This window comes from Streptosporangium sp. OZ121, assembly GCF_051918885.1.
Classification (GTDB): domain Bacteria; phylum Actinomycetota; class Actinomycetes; order Streptosporangiales; family Streptosporangiaceae; genus Streptosporangium.
Genome location: NZ_JBPXMC010000011.1, coordinates 19,674 through 44,341 on the forward strand (window position 1 = coordinate 19,674; position 24,668 = coordinate 44,341).

Annotated in this window: 23 protein-coding genes; 15 read left to right on the forward strand and 8 right to left on the reverse strand. The window is 71.8% G+C overall.

Features of this window, described 5'->3' with window-relative positions:
- The first annotated feature begins 70 nt into the window (after positions 1-70).
- Both ACTOQ1_RS20685 and ACTOQ1_RS20690 read left to right on the forward strand, forming a co-directional pair.
- The gene (locus ACTOQ1_RS20685) at positions 71-277 is read left to right on the forward strand and encodes a hypothetical protein (protein WP_440069398.1); all 207 of its coding nucleotides are present in this window, start codon (positions 71-73) and stop codon (positions 275-277) included.
- Between the two features lie 170 nt (positions 278-447).
- Positions 448-939: a DUF1992 domain-containing protein gene (locus ACTOQ1_RS20690; protein WP_440069400.1), complete on the forward strand. Its 492-nt coding sequence runs from the start codon at positions 448-450 to the stop codon at positions 937-939.
- A gap of 124 nt (positions 940-1,063) precedes the next feature.
- On the opposite strand, the gene ACTOQ1_RS20695 is transcribed toward ACTOQ1_RS20690, so the two are convergent.
- On the reverse strand, positions 1,064-2,524 hold the full coding sequence (locus tag ACTOQ1_RS20695) for an amidohydrolase family protein (RefSeq protein WP_440069402.1): 1,461 nt from the start codon (positions 2,522-2,524) through the stop codon (positions 1,064-1,066).
- 209 nt (positions 2,525-2,733) lie between these two features.
- On the opposite strand from ACTOQ1_RS20695, the gene ACTOQ1_RS20700 reads away from it, so the two are divergent.
- The 5 genes from ACTOQ1_RS20700 (at position 2,734) to ACTOQ1_RS20720 (ending at position 7,182) form a co-directional block, all read left to right on the forward strand.
- Entirely contained in the window at positions 2,734-3,972 is a 1,239-nt protein-coding gene (locus ACTOQ1_RS20700; protein WP_440069404.1) for a CaiB/BaiF CoA transferase family protein, read from the forward strand.
- Positions 3,973-4,147: 175 nt separating this feature from the next.
- Positions 4,148-4,972, forward strand: a complete 825-nt coding sequence (locus ACTOQ1_RS20705) for a citryl-CoA lyase (RefSeq protein WP_440069406.1) — start codon at positions 4,148-4,150, stop codon at positions 4,970-4,972.
- Between the two features lie 29 nt (positions 4,973-5,001).
- Positions 5,002-5,865, forward strand: coding sequence for an extradiol ring-cleavage dioxygenase (locus ACTOQ1_RS20710; RefSeq protein ID WP_440069407.1), 864 nt, complete (start codon positions 5,002-5,004; stop codon positions 5,863-5,865).
- Positions 5,862-6,224 carry a hypothetical protein gene (locus ACTOQ1_RS20715; RefSeq protein WP_440069409.1) on the forward strand — a complete coding sequence of 121 codons (363 nt, stop codon included), beginning with the start codon at positions 5,862-5,864 and terminating at the stop codon, positions 6,222-6,224. The genes ACTOQ1_RS20710 and ACTOQ1_RS20715 overlap by 4 nt, the downstream gene beginning before the upstream one ends.
- 4 nt (positions 6,225-6,228) lie before the next feature.
- Positions 6,229-7,182 (forward strand): quinone oxidoreductase family protein, encoded by a 954-nt coding sequence (locus tag ACTOQ1_RS20720; protein ID WP_440069410.1) that lies wholly within the window; start codon positions 6,229-6,231, stop codon positions 7,180-7,182.
- Between the two features lie 72 nt (positions 7,183-7,254).
- Here ACTOQ1_RS20720 and ACTOQ1_RS20725 read toward each other — a convergent pair whose 3' ends face one another.
- Entirely contained in the window at positions 7,255-8,061 is an 807-nt protein-coding gene (locus ACTOQ1_RS20725) for an IclR family transcriptional regulator domain-containing protein (RefSeq protein WP_440069412.1), read from the reverse strand.
- A gap of 545 nt (positions 8,062-8,606) precedes the next feature.
- Between ACTOQ1_RS20725 and ACTOQ1_RS20730 the strand changes: the two genes are divergently transcribed.
- From ACTOQ1_RS20730 to ACTOQ1_RS20740, 3 genes are all read left to right on the forward strand, one after another.
- Positions 8,607-10,646 carry a cellulose binding domain-containing protein gene (locus ACTOQ1_RS20730; RefSeq protein ID WP_440069414.1) on the forward strand — a complete coding sequence of 680 codons (2,040 nt, stop codon included), beginning with the start codon at positions 8,607-8,609 and terminating at the stop codon, positions 10,644-10,646.
- 149 nt (positions 10,647-10,795) lie between these two features.
- Complete coding sequence (locus ACTOQ1_RS20735; protein WP_440069416.1) at positions 10,796-11,695, forward strand: helix-turn-helix domain-containing protein; 900 nt, start codon at positions 10,796-10,798, stop codon at positions 11,693-11,695.
- A 111-nt stretch (positions 11,696-11,806) separates the two neighbouring features.
- Positions 11,807-12,787: a hypothetical protein gene (locus ACTOQ1_RS20740; RefSeq protein ID WP_440069418.1), complete on the forward strand. Its 981-nt coding sequence runs from the start codon at positions 11,807-11,809 to the stop codon at positions 12,785-12,787.
- Positions 12,788-12,913: 126 nt separating this feature from the next.
- Here the strand turns inward: ACTOQ1_RS20740 and ACTOQ1_RS20745 are convergent, their stop codons facing one another.
- Both ACTOQ1_RS20745 and ACTOQ1_RS20750 read right to left on the reverse strand, forming a co-directional pair.
- Positions 12,914-13,594, reverse strand: coding sequence for a phosphotransferase (locus tag ACTOQ1_RS20745; RefSeq protein ID WP_440069420.1), 681 nt, complete (start codon positions 13,592-13,594; stop codon positions 12,914-12,916).
- 339 nt (positions 13,595-13,933) lie between these two features.
- Positions 13,934-14,683 (reverse strand): SDR family NAD(P)-dependent oxidoreductase, encoded by a 750-nt coding sequence (locus ACTOQ1_RS20750; RefSeq protein WP_440069422.1) that lies wholly within the window; start codon positions 14,681-14,683, stop codon positions 13,934-13,936.
- A gap of 130 nt (positions 14,684-14,813) precedes the next feature.
- Between ACTOQ1_RS20750 and ACTOQ1_RS20755 the strand changes: the two genes are divergently transcribed.
- Positions 14,814-15,248 (forward strand): Rrf2 family transcriptional regulator, encoded by a 435-nt coding sequence (locus ACTOQ1_RS20755; protein WP_440069424.1) that lies wholly within the window; start codon positions 14,814-14,816, stop codon positions 15,246-15,248.
- Between the two features lie 186 nt (positions 15,249-15,434).
- Here ACTOQ1_RS20755 and ACTOQ1_RS20760 read toward each other — a convergent pair whose 3' ends face one another.
- From ACTOQ1_RS20760 to ACTOQ1_RS20770, 3 genes are read right to left on the reverse strand one after another with little or no spacing between them, the layout of a single operon-like run.
- Entirely contained in the window at positions 15,435-16,940 is a 1,506-nt protein-coding gene (locus ACTOQ1_RS20760) for a tripartite tricarboxylate transporter permease (RefSeq protein ID WP_440069426.1), read from the reverse strand.
- Between the two features lie 20 nt (positions 16,941-16,960).
- Positions 16,961-17,422, reverse strand: a complete 462-nt coding sequence (locus ACTOQ1_RS20765) for a tripartite tricarboxylate transporter TctB family protein (RefSeq protein ID WP_440069428.1) — start codon at positions 17,420-17,422, stop codon at positions 16,961-16,963.
- A 1-nt stretch (position 17,423) separates the two neighbouring features.
- Entirely contained in the window at positions 17,424-18,452 is a 1,029-nt protein-coding gene (locus ACTOQ1_RS20770; RefSeq protein WP_440069430.1) for a tripartite tricarboxylate transporter substrate-binding protein, read from the reverse strand.
- A gap of 174 nt (positions 18,453-18,626) precedes the next feature.
- Between ACTOQ1_RS20770 and ACTOQ1_RS20775 the strand changes: the two genes are divergently transcribed.
- Positions 18,627-19,310 carry a response regulator transcription factor gene (locus ACTOQ1_RS20775; protein WP_440069432.1) on the forward strand — a complete coding sequence of 228 codons (684 nt, stop codon included), beginning with the start codon at positions 18,627-18,629 and terminating at the stop codon, positions 19,308-19,310.
- Between the two features lie 6 nt (positions 19,311-19,316).
- On the forward strand, positions 19,317-20,858 hold the full coding sequence (locus tag ACTOQ1_RS20780; RefSeq protein WP_440069433.1) for an ATP-binding protein: 1,542 nt from the start codon (positions 19,317-19,319) through the stop codon (positions 20,856-20,858).
- 145 nt (positions 20,859-21,003) lie between these two features.
- Here ACTOQ1_RS20780 and ACTOQ1_RS20785 read toward each other — a convergent pair whose 3' ends face one another.
- Positions 21,004-22,038 (reverse strand): TAXI family TRAP transporter solute-binding subunit, encoded by a 1,035-nt coding sequence (locus ACTOQ1_RS20785; RefSeq protein ID WP_440069434.1) that lies wholly within the window; start codon positions 22,036-22,038, stop codon positions 21,004-21,006.
- A 223-nt stretch (positions 22,039-22,261) separates the two neighbouring features.
- Here ACTOQ1_RS20785 and ACTOQ1_RS20790 point away from each other — a divergent pair, with 223 nt between their 5' ends.
- Together ACTOQ1_RS20790 and ACTOQ1_RS20795 are read left to right on the forward strand one after the other, a co-directional pair.
- Complete coding sequence (locus tag ACTOQ1_RS20790) at positions 22,262-23,089, forward strand: helix-turn-helix domain-containing protein (protein ID WP_440069435.1); 828 nt, start codon at positions 22,262-22,264, stop codon at positions 23,087-23,089.
- A 117-nt stretch (positions 23,090-23,206) separates the two neighbouring features.
- Positions 23,207-24,640 (forward strand): aldehyde dehydrogenase family protein, encoded by a 1,434-nt coding sequence (locus tag ACTOQ1_RS20795; protein WP_440069436.1) that lies wholly within the window; start codon positions 23,207-23,209, stop codon positions 24,638-24,640.
- Positions 24,641-24,668: the final 28 nt, after the last annotated feature.

Sequence of the window (24,668 nt, forward strand, 5' to 3'; positions counted from 1 at the left end):
CGGTCAGAAAGTGACCGGAAGCCTCCTTGGAGTCGGTCTCGAAGGCCGTACCGACGCAAGAAACCCAAAAATGATCACTCGTGAGATCCAGCTGGCCGCACAGATCGCCGGTGCGCCGGCACTTGCCCACTTCACCGTCGCCACGACCGAGGTGGACGGTGAGGTTCTGGTGCGCACCGATCGGGCGGCCTTGGAGCAGGAGGCGGAGCGCCTGCTGCCGTTCGTGGGGGGTGAGAACGTGTCCTGCGGCAGCCCGATCGCGATCGGGCCGTCCTGAGCACCCGCCCCGAGTGCCTGCTCCGCTGCCGGGGCGCTCCCGCGCCCGTCCGCGCGACCTCCAGGTCGGCCCGGGTGACCCTGGTCGCCGCCCGAACCCGTCCGTCCCTCGCCGCATCCTCCTCCTTATCCTCGAAGGTGATGCCGGCCGCGGTATGAGAGGTGAGATTCGTGACGGAACGCAAGCCACCGGGAGTCAGTTTCGAGACGTGGATCGACCGGCAGATTCGTGAGGCCACCGAACGCGGGGAGTTCGACAACCTGCCGGGCGCGGGCAAGCCCCTCCCCGGCGAGGGGAAGCCGCAGGACGAGATGTGGTGGATCAAGCAGAAGATGCTTGAGGAGAACCTGGCCTTCCCGCTGCCGGGAACGCTCGCGCTGCGCAAGGAGGCCGAGGAGTCCCGGGCGGCGGCGGTGGGAGCGCGCACGGAGGCCGAGGCTCGCGAGATCATCGACGGCATGAACGACAGGATCCGCGAGAGCTACGGAAAGCCCCTGTCCGGCCCGCCGCTCTTCCAGCCGCCCATCGACGTGGAGGAGGTCGTCGCCGACTGGCGGGCCCGCCATCCGGCCGAGGAGAAGCCCGCCCCCGCCCCCGAAGCGCCACGTGAGCGGCGCTCGTTCCTCTCGTTCCTCCGCCGGAACCGGAAAAGGCACGGCTGATCGCCATCGGCCCGGCACGCTTCGAACGCGTGGGGGCCGCCGTCCACCTGGACGCCTCCTTCTCCGCGGTTCGCCCTCTCCCGGTCCGGCATCCGGGCCGCGCGATCTTCCGGGCGCTCCTGCCCTACTCGGACTCCCTGCGGGTGTGCGTCGAGTCGCTGTGGTAGTCGGTGTAGGTGTACGGGTTGTCGAGGAGAGTGGTCTGGGGGATGTCGGGGTTCATTCCCTTCCGCCACTCCTCCTCTCCCATCGCGCTCCGCAGGTGCTCGACGGTCTGCTCGACCCTCCTGCGGGCGGCGGCCAGGTCGACGCCGAGCAGGCGGTGCTCGTGCTTGACGACGCGGCCGTTGACCAGGACGGTGTGCACGTCGCCGCGCTGTGCCTGGAACGCGACGTGGCCGTAGGGGTTGAGCAGCGGGAACGACACCGGTGAGCGCTCGTTCTGGATCAGGACGATGTCGGCCTTGCGGCCGGCCTCCAGGGCACCGAGCTCGCCGTCACGGCCGAGGGCGCGGGCGCCGCCGCGGGTGGCCCAGTCGACGACCTGGTCGGCGCGCAGGCCGCAGTGCGTGACGGTGTCACCCTTGGCGTGGGCCTCCATGTGCTCGCGGGAGCGGTCGGCGCCGAGCGTGGTGCGCATGGCGGAGAAGAGGTCGCCGCTCCACCAGACGCTGGTGTCCATCGAAAGCGAGACCGGGATCCCGTGGGCCCGGATGGCCCAGGTGGGCGGGTAGCCCTGGCCCGCGCTCTGCTCGCTCTCGGTGGAGATCGAGATGGAGCCACCGGTGGCCGCGATGCGGTGGTAGGAGTCCGCGGACAGCGAGGCGGCGTGGACGTACACCGTCCCGGGGTTCATGAAGCCGTGCTCGTGCATGAGCCGGATGCCGTCGTCGCCGGTGGCGCCCCACACTCCGGCGTGGGTGGTGACCGCGACGCCGAGGTCGCGGGCGACCTCGAAGGCGGGCCTCTCGGGGAAGGACGGGTCACCGGTGACGTCGAAGGCGAGCTGGAAGCCGAGCATGTCGTCCCCGGTGATCCGCCGCCGGACGAAGTCGCGGAACTCCGGAGCGGCGGTCCAGTCGGCGGGCGCCCGCTGGATGTTGCCGTAGGCCAGCACGAACCGGCCGGGCACCGACCGCAGCGCGTCCACGGCGGCGTCGGCGTGGTCGACCGTCTGGAGCCCGTGTGACCAGTCGACGACGGTCGTGACGCCGGCGTCGATCGCCTCGATGGCGGCCAGCACGTTGCCGGCGTGGACGTCCTCGGGCCGGAAGAGCCTGCCGTGTTCCAGGTAGTACCAGACGAAGTACTGCGTGAGGGTCCAGTCGGCGCCGTAGCCGCGCATGGCGGTCTGCCACATGTGCCGATGGGTGTCGATCATTCCGGGCATCACGATGCCGTCGGTCGCGTCGATCTCGGCGGTGCCGTCCGGCACGGGCAGTCCGGGCCCGACTGCCGCGATCCGGTCGCCGACGACCAGGACGTCGGTGTCGGTGAGCACCCGGCGCCCGTCGTCCATCGGCAGCACCGTGCCTCCGCGCAGCACCACCGGCCGGTCGGCCTCGAAACGAATCCGTTCGCTCATGACCAGAACTCCTCAACGGATACCGGATCACGTGACCGGACGTGTGTCCGCTTTACGGTCACCGTGCTTTTCCGTACTGTCACTCCTCGTTTCCTTGCTGTCAATAGATCTTTTTTACCCGGGCTTTCCTTGACGAGTGGCACATGTTTGCCAGAATCTACGGAGCGGACATATGTCCACTGAGCGGACCATCGAGGGAGTTGGATGTCGTGAGCGTTGCGTCACCGGACGGGGCCTCCGGGGGGCCGCTGTCGGGGGTGCTGGTCGCGGACTTCTCCCGGGTGCTGGCCGGGCCGTACGCCACCATGCTGCTGGCCGACCTGGGCGCCCAGGTGGTGAAGGTCGAGAGCCCGGGAGGCGACGAGACACGGTCGTGGACGCCACCGGTTCGCGGCGACGTGTCGACCTACTACCTGGGCGTCAACCGCGGCAAGCGCTCGATCGCGCTGAACCTGCGCGACGAGGCCGACGCCGGGCTCGCCCGCGAGCTGGCCCGCAGGGCGGACGTGGTGGTGGAGAACTTCAAGCCCGGCGGCCTGGCCAAGTACGGCCTCGACTATGACAGCGTCCGCGCGGCCAACCCCGGCGTGGTCTACGGCTCGATCAGCGGTTTCGGGTCGGGCAAGGGGCGCGACGTGCCGGGGTACGACCTGATGGTGCAGGCCATCTCCGGCCTGATGAGCCTGACCGGGGATCCGGAAGGACCGCCCTACCGCGCGGGGATGTCGGCGTTCGACGTGATGGCCGGCAACCACGTCGTGATCGGCATTCTCGCGGCGCTGCGCCACCGGGACGCGACCGGCCAGGGACAGCACGTCGAGGTGAACCTGCTGTCGTCGGCGCTGACCGGGCTGGTCAACCACAGTTCCGCCTACGTGGCCGGCGGGGTGGTGCCCTACCGGATGGGCAACGCGCACCCCAGCGTGTTCCCGTACGAGCCGCTGCCGACCGCCGACAACGACCTGATCGTCACCGCCGCCAACGACGGCCAGTTCCGCAGGTTGTGCGAGGTCCTGGGCATCCCGGAGATCGCCGACGACCCGCGGTTCGCCCGCAACGCCGACCGCACCGAGCGCCGTGACGAGTTGCGTCCGATCCTCGTCGAGCGGCTGGCCGAGCGGGGCGCGGTCGAGTGGTTCGAGCTGCTGGTGGCGGCCGGTGTGCCCAGCGGCCCGATCAACACCATCGACGGCGGGTTCGCGATGGCCGAGCGCTTCGAGCTGGAACCGATCGTGGAGGTGGGGGAGGACGATCGGGCGGTGCCGACGACGCGGCATCCGATCAGGTTCTCGCGGACCCCGGCCGGCTACCGGTTGCCGCCTCCCGAACTGGACGAGCACGGCGCCGAGCTGCGCGAATGGCTCACGGAGAGGACGACCGCGGCTGAACCGGACGAGCACCACGTGGAACCGCGCGGATGGCCCGCGAAGGAGGACGGCCGTGACTGAACCGGACGAGCACCACGTGGAACCGCGCGGATGGCCCGCGAAGGAGGACGGCCGTGACTGAACCGGACGAGCACCACGTGGAACCGCGCGGATGGCCCGCGAAGGAGGACGGCCGTGACTGAACCGGACGAGCACCACGTGGAACCGCGCGAACGGCTCACGAAGGGGGACGGCCGTGGCTGAGCGGATCGACCGTCCCGAGTACCCGACCGCGCTCGGCGCTTCCAGTCTCAAGAAGATCACTCTGCTCGGCCACGACCTGGCGGCGGACGTCATGGGCGAGGTCGGGTTCGGCGAGCTGGCGTTCTGGCTCGCGACCCAGCGGCGGCCGGAGCGCGGCGAGGTGCGGGTGTTCGAGGCCGTCCTGGCCGCGCTGGCCGACCACGGTTTCACCCCGACCGCGATCGTCACCCGCCTCACCTACCTGTCGGCGCCCGACTCGGTGCAGGGCGCGCTCGCGGCGGGCCTGCTGGGCGGCGGATCGAGGTTCCTGGGCGTCACCGAGGACACCGGCCGCTTCCTGCACGACGTGCTGGCCTCGGTGGACGGCGACCTGCCGGACGGCGACGACGGCTGGGACGCCCTCGCCCTCAAGACCGTCCAGGATCGGCGCGCGGCCGGGAGGTTCGTCCCCGGGCTGGGCCATCACGTCCACAAGGAGGGCGACCCGCGCACCCCCCGGTTGATGGAGATCGCCACCGAGGAGGGGCTGTTCGGGCCGCACCTGTCGCTGTTCGCCGCGATCGGCCGGGTGCACCCGCGGGTGCTGGGCCGGACGCTGCCGCTGAACGGCGCCGGGGTGTGCGGCGCCGCGCTGGCCGACCTGGGCCTGCCGCTGGAGCTGCTGCGCGGGTTCGCCCTGCTCGCCAGGACCGCCGGGCTGATCGGGCAGCTCGCCGAGGAGATCCGCAACCCGGTCGGCAACGACATCTTCCTCTCGGTGGACCTCAACAACCGTTCCGTCGGGCCCGTTCCGTACACCCCGGAAGACCGCCCCTAACCTCGCAGACCGTCTGACAAGGAGATCCGATGGCCGAACTGGTCGCGGTGGTCGCGTCCACGCACCACCCGTTCTACTACCGGGCGAGCACCGCGACGGGTGCGGACCGCCCGGAGTTCGCCGACGAGTGGGTGCGCAAGGTCGAGGCGTTCCGCGAGACCCTGACCAGGGCGCGCCCCGACGTGCTGGTGATGGTGGGCTCGGACCACTTCCACCAGCTGTGGCTGGACAACATGCCGCAGTTCCTCATCGGCAAGGCGCCGTTCTACGACGCCAACTTCTACAACGAGGAACGCGAGTTCGGGCTGCCGCGCATGCTGCTCAGGGGGCAGGAGGACCTGTCGGCCTACCTGCTGCGCGAGGGCATGGACGCGGGTTTCGACCTGGCGTTCTCCAACGAGCTGCGGATCGACCACTCGATCACGTGCCCGATCATCACGCTGCGCCCGCAGAACGACCTGCCGATCGTGCCGATCTACACCAACATCTTCGCCCCGCCGCTGCCGCGGCCCAAGCGCTTCGTGCAACTCGGGAAGACGATCCGCGAGCTGGTGGAGTCCTGGCCGCAGGACGTGCGGGTCGCCGTCATCGGCACCGGGCACCTGTCACTGGAGCTGGGCGGGCCCCGGCAGTTCGGCCCGCACGGCCCCGACCCGGAGTTCGACCGGCGCGCCGTGGAGTGGATCTCCACCGGCGACCTCGAGGGCTGCCTGTCGGAGGTGACGCTGGACAGCCTGCACGCGCCGGGCAACGCCACCCACGGCTTCATGGACTTCATGCTGATGATGGGCGTCGCGGGCGAGGGCATGAAGGCCGACTACGTCGACACCTACGACCTGTTCCACACCATGGAGGCCTACTTCACCTGGTACCCGAACGGAGCCGGCCAGTGAGCAAATACCTGCTGAACAAGTTCCTCTACACCGTCGACCGCGACCCCGAACTCGTCGAGCGCTACCGCGAGGACCCCAGGGGCACCGTGGAGTGGTGGGAGAGGGAGCAGGCCAACCGCATCCTCAACTGTGTCGACGGCGAGTCGAGCACCTGGCTGTCCTTCGACGACACCGAACGCGCCGCGCTCGCCGAGCACGACCACACCACGCTGTTCGAGCTCGGGGCGCATCCGTTCCTCACCCTCACCCTCTTCATCGCGATGTTCGAACGCGACCACGAAGAGCCGCTCGGCTTCCAGCGCCAGTACGCCGAAAGGCTCGCGCACTTCGCGCTGCCCTATCCCGACATCGCCACCTGATCCCGTGCGCGCGGCGGAGATCCAGGAACTCGGCCGTCCGCCCGTGATCGTCGAGCGGGACGCGCCCGCGTCCGTCCCCGGCGAGACGCTGGTCACGGTCACGGCCGCACCCGTCACCCCGCTGGACCTGCTGTGCGCGAGCGGCACGTCCTACTTCGGCAGGCCGCGGACCCCGTACGTGCCGGGCGTGCAGGGGGTCGGGACCGTCGGGGGCGAGCCGGTGTGGTTCGCGACCTCGGCGGGGATGGCGCCGGGGGACGGGAGCATGGCCGAGGTCGCCCGCGTACCGGCGGGCGACGTGGTGCGGCTTCCCGCCGGAGTCGATCCGGTGGCGATCGCCGCGCTGGGGCTGTCGGCCGTCGCCGCGCACCAGGCGCTGACCTGGCGCGGCGAGCTGGTCGCCGGGGAGCAGGTGCTGGTGCTCGGCGCCGGTGGCGTGGTCGGTCAGGCGGCCGTCCAGCTCGCCCGTATCGCCGGTGCCCGCAGGGTGATCGCGGGCGCGCGGTCCGCCGCCGCCCGCGAGCGGGCCGAGCGGGCCGGCGCCGACGCCGTCGTCGCGCTCGACACCGGGGACGTCGCCGAGCTGGCGGCGCGCTTCGCCGCCGTCGCCGACGGGCCGGTCGACCTGGTGCTGGACCCGCTGTTCGGCGTGCCGGCCGCGGCCGCCGCGCGCATCCTGCGTCCCGGCGGCAGGCTGGTCAACCTCGGCGGCTCGGCGGGCGAGACCTGCCCGATCGACTCGGCCACCCTGCGCGGCGGGTCGCTGCGCCTGCTCGGCTACACCAACAACGAGCTGAGCCCGGAGCGCCGCGCCGCCTCGCTCGCGTCGATCGCCGAACAGGCCCTGCTCGGCACCCTGTCCGTCACCCACGAGAGCATGCCGCTGCGGGATGCCGGGAAGGCGTGGAGGCGCCAGCACGAGGGCACCGCGACCGGCCGGATCGTCCTCACTCCTTGAACGGCCCGAACGGTCCGGGCGGCTCAGGTTGCCCGGACGGCCCGGACGGCTCAGGCGGCCCGGACCGTCCGGTCAGGACGCGGCCGGCCGGGTCACGTGGGGCACCGTCTCCAGCCGGGCGAAGTCCGCGCTGATCTCACCGGCGGTCCGGAGCAGCGGCGGAAGATGCTCCTCCAGCAGCCGCTGCAGAGAGGTCTCCGCGGCGTGGCTGTTGACGTTGACCCCGGCGATCACTCGCCCGGACCCGTCACGCAGCGGCGCGGCGACCGAACGGATGCCGGGCGCGAGCTGCTCGTCGGTGAACGCCCAGCCGCGCGCGCGGACCTCGCGCAGCTCGGCGGCCAGCTCCTCGCGGCCGATCCGCCGCGGTTCGATGCCGGAGCGGGACGGCTCGGCCAGCACGCGGTCCACCTCCTCGGGAGACAGCGCGGCCAGGCAGACCTTGCCCAGCGAGGTCGCCTGTGCCGGGAACCGGGTGCCGATCTGCACGGCCAGGCCCACGATCTTGGGCACCGCGACCCTGGCCACGTAGACGATGTCGGAACCGTCGAGCTGGGCGATCGAACACGACTCACCGGTACGGGCGACAAGCTTTTCCAGGTGCGGGCGGGCGACGTCCCACAACCCCATCGAGCGCACGTAGGCCACGCCCAGCTCCAGCACCCTGGGGGTCAGCGCGAACCCGCCCTCGCACGAGCGCACGTAGCCCAGCTCCTGGAGGGTGAGCAGGATGCGGCGGGTGGTCGGCCGGGCCAGACCGGTCGCCGTGGCCACCTGGGTCAGCGACATCACCGGCCGGCGCGGCTGGAAGGCGGTGACGACCTCCAGCCCCCGGGCCAGTGCCTCGATGAAATCCGGTCCGACGCCTTCCCTCGGCATTCACCGGCTCCTCACGGCAGGGGTGTCACGGGGCGGTCCGCTCCTGGGCGGACCGGCATCCGGACAGATCAATCGAGCATGGGACATATTCACCGCACAGCCTATATGCCCATGTGGCACGGCACGATGGAGATGCCGCCATGTCCTGCCGTACCCCCGCCCCGGCAGGCGGGTCGCCGCGACGACCCGTCTTCGCTCGCTGAGCGGACAAGTAGCCATTCTCCGGCGCGATCACCGGCCGCGAGGCCGGTCACGGGACGAGATCCGTCGGTCCTCATCGACCTGACCGCCGATCCGGTGGTGTCGTTCATCAAGCTCGTCCCGCTGGCCGGCGGCTGACATGATTCCCGAACATCTCTTGGATCCGCCGTACCGTTTCCGCTGCGAGAAGCACGCCGTGATCGGCGCCCTCCGCCGCGCCGACCGGCCGGCGTGAAAGTTTCACCGCCGGTTGACGGATGGGAGGCGACCGCTGACGATCATGTTGCCTCCGGGTCAGGGAGGGGGTGTCGAGTGAACGCCACTATCCGTTGCGAGGTACACCGATGCCGAGAACTCCGTTACGGGCAGCGTCCGCGCTTCTGCTGACGCTGGCCGTCCTCACCGTCCCCACGGCGCACGCCGACGAGGTCGCGCCGGTCGCGGTGACCGTCAACGCCCGCGCCGCGCTCGCCGCCGCCCCCGAGACCGGCATCGGCACCAACCACGCGATCTGGGACAGCCGTCTGGGCACCGACGAGACCACCGACCTGCTCAAGGACGCGGGCATGAAGGTGCTGCGCTACCCCGGCGGCTCGTACTCCGACATCTACCACTGGGCCGACCACACCGCCCCCGGCGGCTACGTCGCTCCCGACACCGACTTCGACACCTTCATGCGCGGCGTGCGGCGCACCGGCGCGCAGCCGATGGTGACCGCCAACTACGGCACCGGTACGGCGGCGGAGGCCGCGGCCTGGGTGCGGCACGCCAACGTCGTCAAGGGCTACGGCGTCAAGTACTGGGAGATCGGCAACGAGAACTACGGCAACGGCCACTACGGTGCCGCCTGGGAGGCGGACGACCACGCCGACAAGAGCCCTGCCGAGTACGCGCGCCATGTCGTGGCCTACTCCGACGCGATGAAGGCCGTCGACCCGACCATCAAGATCGGCGCGGTGCTGACCACGCCCGCCAACTGGCCCGACGGGATAGTCGCCGAGGGCGACGCCGGGACCTGGAACGACGTCGTCCTGTCGACCGCCGGGTCGAAGATCGATTTCGTGATCCTGCACTGGTACCCCGGCGCCTTCGACAGGACCGCGCACGTTCCCGACATCATCCACCTCACCCGCCGGCAGATCGCGGAGCACGTGGGGGCCGGTTCCGAACGGATCGGCATCGCGATGACCGAGTTCAACACCGGGTCGAGCAGCGGCGGCACGACGACCCAGCCCGGCGCGCTGGCCGCCGCCGACGCCTACGCGACGCTGCTGGCCAACGGGGTCTTCACGGTCGACTGGTGGAACGTCCACAACGGCATCGGCAGCGTCACGCAGGTCGAGGGACACACCGACTACGGCGACTTCGGACTGCTGTCGAGCGGGACGTGCACCTCCGACGGCAGCGTCTGCGAACCGTCGGCGAACACGCCCTTCGCGCCGTACTACGCCCTCCAGATGGTGAGCAGGTTCGCCCGCCCGGGCGACCGGTTCATCCGGGCCGCGACCGACCAGGAGAAGGTCGTCGCGCACGCCGCGCGCCGCCCCAACGGCGATCTGGCCGTCCTGCTGATCAACACCTCGTCCGACACGTCCTACCCCGTCACGATCGGCTACTCGGGCTTCAGCCCGGCGTCCGGGGCTCCCACCGTGCTGACCCACACCAACGGCGCCACGAGCATCGCCACGTCGACCGCGGGCAGCGCGACCGGCCAGACGCTGCCGCCGCTCTCGCTGACCACGATCGTCCTGCGTCCCGCCTCCGCCCCGGCCGGCCTGCCGGGCGCGCCGGGGCAGCCGACGGCTTCCGGCGTGACGGACAGGGCCGCCACCATCTCCTGGCCCGCCGCCTCCGCCGGCGCGCGCCCGGTCGTGAAGTACGAGGTCCACCGCCAGAACGGGGCCGTCAGCGAGCAGCTCGGCGAGACCACCGGGACCTCGTTGACCGTGGACAACCTGAACCCGGGCACGCGCCACACGGTCAACGTGATCGCCCGGGACGGCGGCGGCGGCGTCTCGTCGCCCTCCGCGCCGCTGACGTTCACGACCGGCACGCCCGCCTCCAGCTCGTGCTCGGTACGCCTGACCAAGCAGTCCGACTGGGCCAGCGGCTACGTCGGCGCCATCGACATCACCAACCACGGCGCGCCGATCGACGGCTGGACCCTGAACTTCAGCTGGCCGAGGACGTGGCAGAGCCTGGGAAGCGGCTGGGGCGCCGTCTGGACGCAGAACGGGCGGGACGTCAAGGTCGTCAACGACTCCGGCAACGGCTCGCTGCCCACGGGCGCGTCGGCCACGATCGGCTTCGTCGGCAACTACAGCGGCCCGAACACGCTGCCCGCGGTCTTCACCCTCAACGGGACCGTCTGCACGACCAGGTGACGGTTACGGCCGATGAACCGGGCGACGGCCCACGGACCGTCGCCCGGCGCGCGGGTACCGGAGACCGGGGCTCGGGGAAGCCGGACCCCGCGGATCCCTACCCCGGCGGGGTGAGGCACGGTTCGCCCGCGGTGCGCATACTTGGCTCCATGACCGAGCACGGGCACCTCGCCGACTTCCTCCAGGCACGCCGTGGCCTGCTGCGACCCGAAGACGTCGGGTTGCGGACCTACGGCGAGCGACGCCGGGTGCCCGGGCTGCGGCGGGAGGAGCTCGCGATGCTCGCGGGCATCAGCGCGCCCTATTACACCCGCCTGGAGCAGGGCCAGTCGCGCAACGCCTCGCGCGAGGTGCTCGACGCCATAGCGAACGCCCTGCGCCTGGACGAGCCCGAGCGTGCCCATCTGCACGCCCTGGCCGGCGCGCCGAGACGCGTCCGGCCCGCGAGCCGGCCGCGTCCCGAACGCGTCACCCCGGCGACCAGCGCCTTGCTGGCGGCCTTCGAGAGCACGCCCGCCATCGTGATCGGCCGCCGCAGCGACGTCCTGGCCTGGAACCGTCAGGGTCACGGCCTGTTCGCCGGCCATCTCGACCCGGACGGCCCCGGCGTCCCGGAGCGACGGCCGAACATGGCCAGGCTGGTGTTCCTGGACGCGCACACCCGCGACCTGTACACCGACTGGCCCGCCAAGGCCAGGGCCGTGGTGGGCAACCTGCGGCTCACGGCCGGGCGGCACCCGGACGATCCGCTGCTGGCCGGGCTGATCGGCGAGCTGACCATGCGCAGTCCGGAGTTCGCCTCGATGTGGGCCGATCATCGGGTCCTGGCCTGCGATGTCGCCGACTACGAGATGCGCCACCCCCTGGTCGGGACGCTGACGGTCACCCAGCAGACGCTGCAGAGCCCGCGGGGGAACGGCCCGGCCCTGGTGGTGGCCACGGCCGATCCCGGCTCCCCCTCCGCGACGGCCCTGACCCTGCTCTCCCACGTCACCGCGCCGCGGGAGGCGACCCGGCCGCGCCACGGCGCCGGAACCCGCACCACCTGACCCGAGGGGATCGCGACTCCCCCCTCGACACCCCCCTGACACCCCCACGACACCCCTCACCCCACGGCGCCGAACCGCGGCTGCCGCATGCCGGAAAACAGTGAAGGAATCATGCCCAAGCGAAGCATCAAGATCACTATGTCGGCCGCCCTGCTGGCCGCCGCCGTCCTGGCGCCGACCGCGCCGACCGCGATGGCCGGCGTGACGGCCGCCAGGGGACCGCTGACAGATGTGCGGATCGCCACCCACTTCGACCTGTCCGCGGGCCAGATGCCGGAGAACATCTCCCTGCTGCCCGACGGCACGGCGAACGTCACCTTCGCCGCCGGCCGCCAGGTGGCCCAGGTCACTCCCCAGGGCAGGACGCGCGTCCTGGCGACGCTGCCCGCGCCCGCCGACGGCGGAGTCAACACGCCGGTCCTCGGTTTCCCCCTGGCCACCGGTATCGCCCACACCTCGGACGGCACCGTGTACATGCTGTACGCGACGGGCACGGCCGACCTGACGGGACTGTGGCGGCTGCGCCCGGGGAAGGCCCCGCGGCGCATCGCCGCGCTGCCCGCGAACGGCCTGCCCAACGGGCTGGCACTGGACGGGCACGGCAAACGGCTCTACATCACCGACTCGGTGCTCGGCACCGTGTGGACCGTCCCCGTCACCGGCGGCACACCCGTCGCGTGGTCCACGGCTCCCGAGCTCGCCCCGGCCGGCTTCCTCGGCGCCAACGGCGCGAAAGTACACCGTGGCGCGCTGTGGGTGACCAACCTCGACCGGGGCACCCTCCTGCGCATTCCGATCCGCTCGGGAAACCGCGCGGGAGCACCGCAGGTCAGGGCGTCGGGCATGGTCGGTATCGACGATTTCGCCTTCACCGGACGCGGTGACGAGGTCCTCGCCGCCCTCAACGCCCCCAACAAGGTCGTGCGCATCCGGTCCGACGGCACCGGCACCACCGTTCTGGACGCCGCCGACGGCCTGCAGAACCCCACCTCCGTCGCGCTGCGCGGCGATGACGTGTACGTGCTCAGCGCCGCCTACACCACGGCCACCGACCCCAACCTGCTGCGCGCGCGCCTGCGCGACCACCCGTAGGTGAAGAGCGCCGAGAGCGGCCGGGACCGATGGAGGCCGATGCGCTCGTCCTCGGTGCCGGCCTTCTCGGTCCGATCCCGGACGCGGCGACGATCTGAGGGCGTCGTCGGCGCGACCGTCGCGGGTTCAAGCGCCGGGCCGGGACGCGGGATGCGACGCGGGATGCAGGGAACCCACCAGCGCCACGGCCTCGCCGAGGAGTCGTTTCTCCGCCTGGCTCAGCGTCGGGTTGGCGGCCCGGATGGCCAGAGCCCCTTCGAGGTCGATCGCATGGTCGGCCTCGCCGAGCAGGGAGACCAGGATCGCGCGGGCCATGGACGCCTCGGCCAGCGGGCCCACCGTCACCTCCGCCAGGATGAGGGCGGACATCCCCCAGTCCAGCGCGGGCGGGCCGTCCTTGGCGTTGGCCCAGTCGATCACCACCGGCCCCTCGGGCGTGAGCATCACGTTCTCCGGATGCAGGTCGAGGTGGAGGACGCGATCCGCCGGGTCGGCCGAGACCCGCGCCGGGAAAGCGTGCAGACGACGCAGCAGCCCCGCCAGGACCGTGCCGGCCTCCTCCAGAGTGATCGCGCCCCGCGTGAGCGCCTCGACCATGGTCGGGCCGGACAACCGCTCCATGATCAGATCCCCGCCCACGGCCGGCCCGACACGCGGCGCCGGATATCCCTGGCCGGAGACGTAGGACATCACGGCCACCTCGGCGGACGCGTCACCGCCGTCCCGGTATCGGCGCAGCACCCACGTGTCGTCGATCGCGAACACATCCGCGGTACGGCCGGAGCCGAGCAGAGGACCGATGCGCATGTGCAAGAGCGTCGCGTACGATCGCCCGTACGGCAACCGCCTCACGGTGACGCGGGCAGATCACTCCCCCACCCGCCGCCGCCCGGACGACGTGACGAAGCCGCCCGTCGCCGCCCGTCGCCGACCGTCGCCGAGCCGGAACCGCCGTTCCGCGAGCCCGGTCTCACCATGACGACTGGTCGGTGACGACGACGCCCGGCGGCTCGCCCAGCGGCTCCACCGTACGCTCGGCGGCGCGGTCGATCTGGACGCGAGGCTCCACGATGTGGCGGTCAGCCCGGATGCTGAAAGTGACAGGATCACGCCGAGCCCGTCGGAGGCACGCGGCAGGGGTCCGCTTCAGGCGTTGTAGCCGCCGTGGGCGTCCAGCACCGCGCCCGTGACGTACGAGGCGGCGGGGCTCGCCAGGAAGGCGATCGCCTCGGCGATCTCCTCGGGACGGCCCATGCGCTGCAGGGACAGCGAGCCGACCAGGGCCTTGAGGGTCTCGGGGTCCGGCGGCTCCATCCCGCTCTCCATGAGGCCGGCCTCCACGACGTTGGCCGTGATGCCCCGGTGTCCGAGGTCCCGCGCGACGCCCATGGTGTACCTCTCGACCCCCGACTTGGTCGCCGAGTAGTCGGCGAGGCCCGGCACGCCGACCCGGGAGCCCAGCCCGGAACTCACCGTGATGATGCGGCCGTCCGCGCGCAGCACCCTGGAGGCGGCCCGGATGACGGCGATCACGCCGAGGTAGTTGGTGGCGTGCATGCGGTCCAGCGCGGCGGTGTCGGCCTCCGGGTCGTCCACCCTGCGGCCCACCGAGACCGCCGCGTTGTTGACGAGGATGTCCAGGCCGCCGAAGGACGCGACCACCTCGTCGATCAGCGCCGGAGCCCCGCTCGTGTCCGCCTGGTCGGACTTGATGGCGACGGCCTTCACGCCCTTGCCTCGCACCTCCTCGACGACGGCCCGCGCCCGCTCGTCGGAGCTGACGTAGGTGAACGCGACGTCGGCGCCCTGCTCGGCCAGCAGCCGTACGGTCGCGGCTCCCAGTCCGCGGGAACCCCCGGTGACCAGGGCGACCTTGCCTGTGAGCGGCTTGTTCATTCTTCTCACCTCACTGATCGATCCGTCCGAACAGTCGTAACACTAATGGTTACGACGAAGTGGTCGCAACATTTGTTGTTACGACTAGGCGGTCGTACCATACGGTGTCGCGGCCGAGAGATGAGGGTTCATGAGCGCCAACAGCAAGTTGACCATCGCCGCCCACGCGCTGGCCTGGATCAGCCTCTACCAGCGCCAGGGCCACGAGGTCGCCACGTCCGAGCAGATCGCGAGCAGCGCGAACACCAATCCCGTGGTGATCAGGCGGCTGCTCGGCGAGCTGCGCAGGGCGGGGCTCGTGGAGTCCCGGCGGGGTGTGGGCGCGGGCTGGTCGCTGGCGCGCGACCTGGAGTCGATGACCCTGCTCGACGTGTACGAGGCGGTGGAACCCGGCCCGCTGTTCGGGATGCACCGTGCCACCCCGGACCAGGGGTGCACGGTGGGGTACGGCATCCAGCCGGCGATGCGGGGCATCTACGAGGGCATCGAGGAGACCCTGAGGCGCGAGCTGGCCCGGGTCACGCTGGAGGACGTCGTCCGGGACGTCCTCGCGGCACCTCGCTAGCTTCGCGCTTCGCAGGTGGTCGATTCGGGGAGTCCCGGTGTGCCGGCGCCCGATCGGGGACGGCCGCGTCGAGTGGCCGCACCGGGTTCGGCGAAGACCCCGGCCCGGCGAGGAGGGCCGGGCCGGAGCCGTGGTCGATCGCGCGCCGCCGGGGACTCGGCCCCCGGAGCCGCGGATGGGGAGTTCCTACTCCTCCTCGGTGAACACGACCTCGCGGCGCCTGCGGATCGCCGGGAGGACGGCGACGACGAGCGCCGCCACGGCCAGGGCGAGGAGCACCGCGGAGATCGGCCGGGTCAGGAAGACCGACGCGTCCCCACGGGAGATGATGAGCGCCCGCCGCAGGTTCTCCTCGAGCAGGGGGCCGAGGACGAAGCCGAGCAGCAGCGGCGCCGGCTCGCAGCCGCACTTGATCAGGATGTAGCCCAGGACCCCGAAGAACACGATCGCGTAGACGTCGTACGCGTTGAACTCCAGGGAGTACGTGCCGATCGCGGCGAACAGGATGATCATCGGGAACAGCACCTGGTACGGGATGCGCAGCATGCGCACCCACAGGCCGATCAGCGGCAGGTTCAGCAGCACGAGCAGCACGTTGCCGATCCACATCGACGCGATCAGCCCCCAGAACAGCGCCGGTTCGTCGACGATGACGTTCGGGCCGGGGGTTATGCCGTGGACGATGAACGCGCCGACCATCAGCGCCATCACCGGGTGGGCGGGCAGCCCCAGGGTGAGCAGCGGAATGAACGACGTCTGCGCGGCGGCGTTGTTCGCCGACTCGGGGCCGGCGACGCCCTCGATCGCGCCGCGCCCGAATTCCTGCCGCCGCTTCGAGATCCGCTTCTCGACGGCGTACGAGGTGAACGAGGCCAGCACGTGGCCACCGCCGGGCAGGACGCCGAGCGCGGAGCCGAGACCGGTGCCCCGCAGGATCGGGCCGACGATCCGGCGCCGGTCCTCGCGCGTCGGCCAGAGGTTCCTCACCTTGCCGACGATCGCCGTGCGGGTCTGCTCGTTCTCCAGGTTGCGCAGGATCTCGGCCAGCCCGAACATGCCGACGGCGACCGACACGAAGTCGATGCCGCCGTACAGCTCGCGCTGGCCGAACACGAACCGGGGCGTGCCGGTGTAGAGGTCCTGGCCGACCGTACCGAACAGGACGCCGAGCGCGATCATCGCCAGTGCCTTGAGCGCCGTGCCGCGCGCCAGCGCGATCGACACGATCAGGCCGAACAGCACCAGCGAGAAGTATTCGGCCGGGCCGAACCGCAGCGCGACGCGGGCCAGCGGCGGGGCCGCGACGGCCAGTACGACGGTGGCCACCGTACCCGCGACGAAGGACCCGATCGCGGCGGCGGCCAGGGCCGGGCCGGCCCGGCCCTGGCGGGCCATCTCGTGCCCGTCCAGCGCGGTGACCGCCGCCGACGACTCCCCGGGCAGGTTGATCAGGATGGCGGTCGTCGAGCCGCCGTACTGCGCGCCGTAGTAGATGCCGGCCAGCATGATCAGTGCCGTCACCGGCTCGAAGCTGAAGGTGATCGGCAGCAGCATCGCCACCGTCGCCGTCGGCCCGATGCCGGGCAGCACGCCGACCGCCGTCCCGAGCAGCACTCCCACGAAGCAGTAGAGGACGTTCTGGAGAAGGAGGGCGGTCGAGAAGCCCAGCGCGAGGTTGTCGAGAAGTTCCATGCCTCAATCCGGATGCCGCGTCAGAACCCCAGCCACGGGCCCAGGAGCGGGACCCGCAACTGAAGTCCGACGACGAAGATGAGCGTGGCGGCCACGGTGAGCCCGGCGGCCACGGCGACGGCCGTGAGCAGCCGTACGCGCGTGCTGGCCAGCGCGGTGAGCAGGGCGGTCACCGCCGACGTCGGCACGAACCCGAGGCCCCGGACGGTGAGCCCGAAGAACAGGACCGCGAGCACGATGAGGGCGACCGCGCGCCAGGGAATCGGCCCGAACGAGATCACCTCGCCCGCGACGAGCCCCTTGACGACGATCGCCAGGCCCAGGGCGGCCACGGTCGCGCCGGCCAGCAGCGGGAAGGCGCCGGGGCCCATCCGCAGCGGGGTGCCCAGCTCGTAGCCGAGCGCCCCCACCACGAACGCGCCACCGATCAGGACGAAGACTCCCCCGGCGAGGACGTCCGGGAGGGACCGGCGGCGCTCCACCTCAGGAGGCCTCGACGCCGGCGTCGGCGATGACCTTCGCCCAGGTGCCGAGCTGCTCTTCGAGCTTGGCCCGGTGCGCCTGCGGGGTCGCGTCCTCGGCCGCGACAGGCGCGGTGCCGAGCTTGGCCATCTGGTCGACGACCCCCTTGTCGGCGAGTGCCACCTTCAGCGCCTCGGACAGCTTCTGGACGACGTCCTGCGGCGTGCCCTTCGGGACGTAGAGACCGTGCCACACGCTGACCTGGAGCTGGGGCAGCCCGGCCTCGGTCGTGGTGGGCAGGTCGGGCAGGCTCTTCACCCGCTCCGGCGTGGTGACCGCGTACGCCTTCACCTCGCCCGCGGAGATCTGGCCGCTGGTGTTGGTCGTCTGGTCGCACATGAAGTCGACCTGGCCGCCGACGAGGTCGGTCAGCGCGGGGCCGGTGCCCTCGTACGGGACCTCCTGGAGCTTGACCCCGGCGGCGGACTGGAACAGCAGGCCGCACAGGTGGGACGCGGCGCCGATGCCGGCGTTGGCCAGCGTGACCTTGCCGGCGTTCGCCTTCACGTAGGTCACGAGGTCCTGGAGCGTCGCGGGCGCGAAGTCCTTGCGGGCGACGACCGTCATCGGCACCTCGGTGACGAGCCCGACCATCTCGAAGTTCTCCAGCGGCTTGTAGCCCAGGTCCTTGTACAGGGCGGGCGCCGTCGACATGCCGATGTGGTGCATGAGCACGGTGTAGCCGTCCGGATCGGCTCGCGCGACCTCGCCCGCGCCGACCGTGCCGCCCGCGCCCTCGGCGTTCTGGACGACGACCTTGGCGCCGAGCTTGGCGGCCATCGGCTCGGCGATCATGCGGGTGACGGTGTCCGTGGGGCCGCCCGCGCTGAACGGCACGACGAACGTGATGTTCTTGTCCGGGTAGCCCCCGGCGCCACTGGCGCCCGCGCCGGGGGCGCCCCCGTTTCCGGAACAGGCCGCGACGAGCGAGACGACGCCGATCGTGGCGACCATCCGCGCGACGGCCCGGTATCTGCTGGTCGTTCTCATATCGCGGCCTCCTCCTTGGCGCACGCGCGTTTGTCGGTAAGTGCGCGGCCTCAGTCTCGGCTGGCGGGGACGCGGATGGTGTCAGAGAAATCCCAAGAATGTGCCGGATGCCAGAGAAATTCCAAGAAGCGGAGGGCTGACCAAGTACCGATCCGGGCCGTACAATCCGCCGGTATGCGGATCACCATCATCGAGGATGACGACCGCGTGGCGCGGGCTCTGGTGACCGTCCTGGCCCAGGCGGGCTTCGAGGTCCACCGCGTCGCCACCGCCGCGGAGGCCGTGCGCGCCGCCCCGTCCGATGTGGTCCTCGTCGACCTGGGTCTGCCCGACGGCGACGGACTCGACGTGATCCGCAAGCTGCGTGACCGCCCGGAGACCGCCGTCATCGCCGTGACGGCGCGGTCGGAGGAGCACGAGCGGGTCCGTGGCCTGCGCGCCGGCGCGGACGACTACATCGTGAAGCCGTTCGGCATCCCGGAGTTGCTGGCCCGGATCGACGCCGTCCTGCGGCGCACCCGGGTGGCTCGTGCCCTGAGCCACCCGGACGAGCCGCTCGTCCTCGGCCCGATGCGGATCGGCGTCGGCACCCGCGAGGTCACCGTCGACGGCACGCTCGTGACCCTGACCCGCAAGGAGTTCGAGCTGCTCCTGCTGCTGGCCCGGCGGGCACCGAACGTGGTGAGCCGCGACGTCATCCTCGACCAGATCTGGGGAGCGACCTGGGAGTCCTCCAGCCGCACCCTGGACACCCACATCGCGGCGTTGCGGCACAAGCTCGGGCCTGTCGTGCTCATCCGCACGATCCACGGAGTCGGCTATCGGCTCCTGGCCGACCAGCCGGAGCTGATCGGCTGACACGCCGTGCACCGTCGCCTGCTCGCCGTCCTGGTGCCTCTCGCGGTGCTGCTCGTCGCGGCGCTCGGGGTGCCGCTCAGCGTCACCGTGGCCGAGCGGGAGATGCAGGAGACCTACGTCGACCGGCTCAACGACGTCGGCCGGTTCGCGTCGCTGGCCGAGACCGCGCTGTCGACCGGGCGGACCGAGGCGCTCCACCAGGAGCTGACGCACTACCACAGGCTGTACGGCATCCCGGTCGCGGTGATCGACATGTCGGGCACGGTGCTGCTCGGACCGGCCGGCGCGTACCGGGAGGCGGCGCGGGCCGAGCCGGCGTTGCCCCGGATCGTGACCGCGGCGCTGGCCGGGGCGAGGTCCGAACCGTCCTGGGAATGGGCGCCGTGGGACGACTCCGCGCTCGTGGTCGCGGAGCCGGTGGGCCGCGACAGCGAGGTCGTCGGCACCGTCGTGACGATCTCCGACCTGTCGAGGACGCGCCATCGCATCCTCGTGCGATGGGCCCAGCTCGCCGGGCTCGGGCTGCTGCCGTTGGTCGCGCTGGTGGCCGTCGCCTGGCCGGTGTCGGCGTGGGTGCTGCGGCCGGTGCGGGAGCTGGACGCGGCGAGCTCCCGGATCTCGCGGGGCGACCTCACCATCCGGGCGGACGCCGAGGCCGGCCCGGTCGAGCTGCGGCGGCTCGCGGAGTCGTTCAACACCATGATGGACGCGGTCGAGAACGCCGTGCAGCGGCAGCGGGCGTTCGTGTCCGACGCGTCGCACCAGTTGCGCAACCCGCTGACCAGCCTCCGGCTCGCCGTGGAGAGCCTGGAACCGCACCTGCGCGCCTCCGGCGACGGGCGGCAGGTCTACGACGTCGCCGTCGACGAGCTGAAGGCGATGCAGCGGATGCTGAACTCGCTGCAGGCCAGTGCGCGGATGGAGAGCATACGGACGGCGTCGCCGGTGGATCTCGACGCGGTGCTGGCGACCCGGGTGGACCGGTGGCAGGCGTTGACCGCGACGGCGGGGCAGACACTGGCGGTCGACGTGCCGCCGGGGCTGCGGTTGCTGGAGCCGCCGGGCGGGCTGGGCAGCGTCCTGGACGAGCTGATCAGCAACGCGTTACGGCTGTCGGACGCGCGGGTGGTGGAGGTGACCGCCCGGGTCACCCCCGGTCGCGCGGACGCCGGCCGGGTCGCCCCCGATGGCACGGGCGCCGGCCGGGTCGCCCCCGGTGGCGCGGGCGCCGGAACCGGCGACGCCTCCGCGGCCGGAGAGGTGGTCACGATCGCCGTCCGTGACGACGGCCAGGGGATCGACGCGTCCGAGCGAGCCCAGGCGCTACGGCGGTTCTGGCGGTCGCCGCGGCACCAGAACGTGCCCGGCACCGGCCTGGGGCTGGCGATCTGCGCCGACCTGGTCGGGGCGGCCGGGGGCGAGCTGCGGCTGGAGGAGGGCCTGCCGCGCCCGGACGGGTCCGGGCACGGATTCGCCGCGGTGATCGCGTTGCCGGTCGTTCCGCGGGTGGCGTCGCCGGCCGGCGACCCGGCTCCGTCACAGGTCTGAGTCACAGGTCTGAGAACCTGCGCCCGTCGCGTGCCCGAGGCCCCGGGCTCCCTCGCCGGTCCGAGGCCCCGGGCTCCCTCGCCGGTCCGAGGCCCCGGGCCCCGTCACCGACCCGTCGCCGTCACCTGCCCGTCGCTGTCCCGGGTCAGCGCTTGCGGTCGCGGAACCAGGCGGCCGCGCCCGGATGGAGCGGGATCGACGCGGTGGAGATCCCGGTACGCACGTTGATCTGCCACGTTTCCGGAACGGCCTCGGGAAGGGCCTCGGCGTCGCGACTGGCGGAGATGATCGTGCCGGTGTGCGTGAAGATCGTGTCGGTGATGGCGTGGACCAGGTCGTCGGGCAGGTCGTTGCGCACGAGAAGCACGTTCGGCACGGCGACGGTACGGGTGGCAGGGACGCCGGCGTAGGCGGTCGCGGGGATCATGGCCGGAGTGTAGGGACCGGGGAACGCCGCGAAGAGCGCGTCCGCCTGCGCGTCCAGCGGGATCAGCCGGATCGGGTGCCGCTGCGCCAGCTCCGTGACGGCGGGGGTCGGGACGCCGGTCAGGGAGAACATCGCGTCGATCTCGCCGTCGCGCAGCGCCGCCGCCGATTCGGCCTGGCTGAGGTACCGGCCGTCGGCGTTCACCCGGCCGAGCTCCAGAACCCGCAGCGACGTGAACTCGGTGCCCGAGTCGCGGGCGCCGAGGGACACGCGCCTGCCCTCCAGGCCCCGGAACCCGTCGATCGCCGAACCGGCCATGACCACGAGGTGCAGGTGACTGTCATAGAGCCGGCATATCGCCGAGAGTCCCTCGGGCGCGCTGCCGTCGGTCGTGATCAGCGCGTCCAGGCTCGTCAGCCCGAGGTGCACCTCGCCGGCCCGCAGCATCCGGATGTTGTCGGTGGACGCCCCGCTCGGCACGGTGACCAGGGTGGCACCCGGCACCTGCTCGGAGACGTGTTCGGCCAGCGCACCGCCGATGCGCCGGTACACCGCCCCCGCCGGCCCGGTGGCCAGTCGCAGGTGGACCTTGCCGACCTCCGGCTGCCGGGAGCAACCGGCGAGCAGTCCTCCGGCGGCCAGGAGCACCGCCCGCCGGCTGAGCCGTGGCTCCCGGTCCAGGACCGTGCCGGGACGGTACGGACGGCGACCACCGGTCGCCGACGACGTCGGCGTCTCGTCAACACACCGCATCCGCGCCACCCTCCGGCAAGGCCTCGTCGGCGTCAACCCCGCCCAAGCCGTCCATCGCGGTCTTCGGGGCCTGGCCGGACAGGCCCCGTGAGGTCTCTCGGTCCATGGTCGTCCAGACTCGTGCCCGGCGTCCGCGCCGGCAAGATCACGCAGAGGATGCCGGGTCAGGCCTGGGGCGGAGCGCGCGTCGCCGATCCGTCACCTGGGCTTTTACCATGAAAACATGACAGCACGCGACAACGAGCTCAGGAGTTTTCTTCGTGCGAGCCGGTCCCGGATCGAACCGGGTGACGTCGGCCTGGCCGGCGGCACCCTGGGCCGCCGGGTCCAGGGCCTGCGCAGGGAAGAGGTCGCGGTCCTCGCCGGCGTGAGCGCCGACTACTACGCCCGGCTCGAGCAGGGCCGGGAGCGCAACCCGTCGGCACAGGTCGTCGATGCCATCGGCCGCGCGCTGCGGCTGTCCGCCGAAGCCCTCGAACACATGTTCAGGCTCGCCGGCCTCAACCCGCGCCTCGTCAGGGAAAGCCCTCGGGACCTCGTACACCCCTCGCTGCTGGAGCTGCTGAACGCCTTCCCTTCCTCGGCGGCATACGTGCTCGGCCCGGCGTTCGACGTGCTCGCCACCAATCCGATCGCCGACGCCCTGCTCGCGCCCTTCGGGGAGGAGCGCAACATGCCGCGCGTCCTCTTCACGCACCCGGAGGCGAGGACCGTGTTCGTCGACTGTGAGCTGCTGCGCCGCAGCACCGTCCACGCGCTTCGGCTCAACGCCGGGCGCTTCCCTGGCGACGCCGCCATCGGAGGGCTGGTGGAGGAGCTGTCCGAGACGTCGCCCGAGTTCAGGGAACTCTGGAACGGTCACGAGGTCGGCAGGCTGACGCGGGCCTTCAAGGTCTTCGTGCACCCGGTGGCGGGCCGGATCGAGCTGACGTACCAGACCTTCGACGTGCATGACGCCGCCGGGCAGCAGCTCCTCGTCGGCACCCCGCGGCCGGGCTCCCGCAGCGAGGAAGCGCTGGTCCGCCTGGCCTCCCTCACCCCGGCGAGCTGATTCCTAGGAGCGCGGCACCCAGGCAGCGGCTGCCTTCCGGCCGGGGCGCCGGCCACGGAGCATCGGTACGACGGCGGGAGACCTCGCCGTGACCGGGTTCCCGAGGAGCAGACGCACATGTCAACCCCGACACAGACCGCAGCCGCGGCGTACTCGATGACCATCGACGGCGTGGCCGTCCCGGCGGCGTCGACCTACCCCGTGATCGATCCGGCCACGTCCCGGGTCGTCGGGGAGGCGCCGGACTGCACCCGCGAGCAACTGGACGCCGCCGTCGCCGCCGCCCGCCGTGCTCAGCCGGGCTGGGCGGCCCTCCCCGTGGCGGACCGCCGGCGGTACCTGCGCACGATCGCCGAGGTGATCGACGCGAACGCCGGGAAACTCGCCCGTCTCGTCACCCTGGAGCAGGGCAAGCCCCTGGCCGCCGCCACCGGCGAGGTCGCCGGGCTGGGTCACTGGCTCCGGGAGACCGCGGCTCTCGATCTTCCCGTGACGGTGAACCAGGACGACGCGGAGCGGCGTTCGATCACCCGCCACGTACCGCTGGGGGTGGTCGCGGCGATCACCCCGTGGAACTACCCGATGGGCCAGCTGTCGTTCAAGCTCGGCCCCGCCCTGCTGGCCGGCAACACCGTGATCGTGAAGCCGTCGACGTTCACCCCGTTGTCGGCGCTGCGACTGGGCGAGCTGCTGCGCGACGTGCTGCCGGCCGGGGTCGTCAACGTCGTCACCGGCGCGGACGGACTGGGCCCGTGGGTGACCCGGCATCCGGGCATCGACAAGATCAGCTTTACCGGGTCGACCAGGACCGGGCGCGACGTCATGGCAGGGGCCGGCGCCTCACTGACCCGCGTCACGCTGGAACTCGGCGGCAACGACCCGGCGATCGTGCTGCCGGACGTCGACGTCGACCAGGTCGCCGAGCAGCTGTTCTGGGGCGCGTTCGGCAACGCCGGCCAGATCTGCCTGGCCACCAAGCGCCTCTACCTGCACGCCGACGTGTACGACCGGATCGCCGCGCGGATGGTCGACCTCGCCGAGCGGGTGACGGTCGGCAACGGCCTGGACGAGGGCGTGCTGATCGGCCCGATCTCCAACCGCCGCCAGTACGACACCGTCGTCGACCTGCTCAGGGACTCCCGGGACCGTGGCCACGAGATCCTCACCGGCGGGCCGCCCGAGGACGAGCCGGACGGGCTGTTCCTCCGCCCCACCCTGATCGGCGACCCCCCGGAGAGCGCCAGGATCGTTCAGGAGGAGCAGTTCGGCCCGGTGCTGCCGCTGCTGAGATTCCACGACGTCGAGGACGCCGTCGCCCGCGCCAACGCGAGCGAGTACGGCCTGGGCGCCTCGGTGTGGTCCGCGGACCCGGACGCCGCCCTCGCCGTGGCCGAGCGGCTCCAGGCCGGCACCGTCTGGGTGAACGAGATCATGCACCTGTCGCCGCTCGTGCCCTTCGGCGGCCTCAAGCAGTCCGGCATCGGGGTCGAGAGCGGTCAGGCCAGCCTGCTCGAGTTCACCGAGCGGCAGACCCTCACGGTCAGGCGGTGACCACGATCGCCCTGCCGGCCACCCGGCG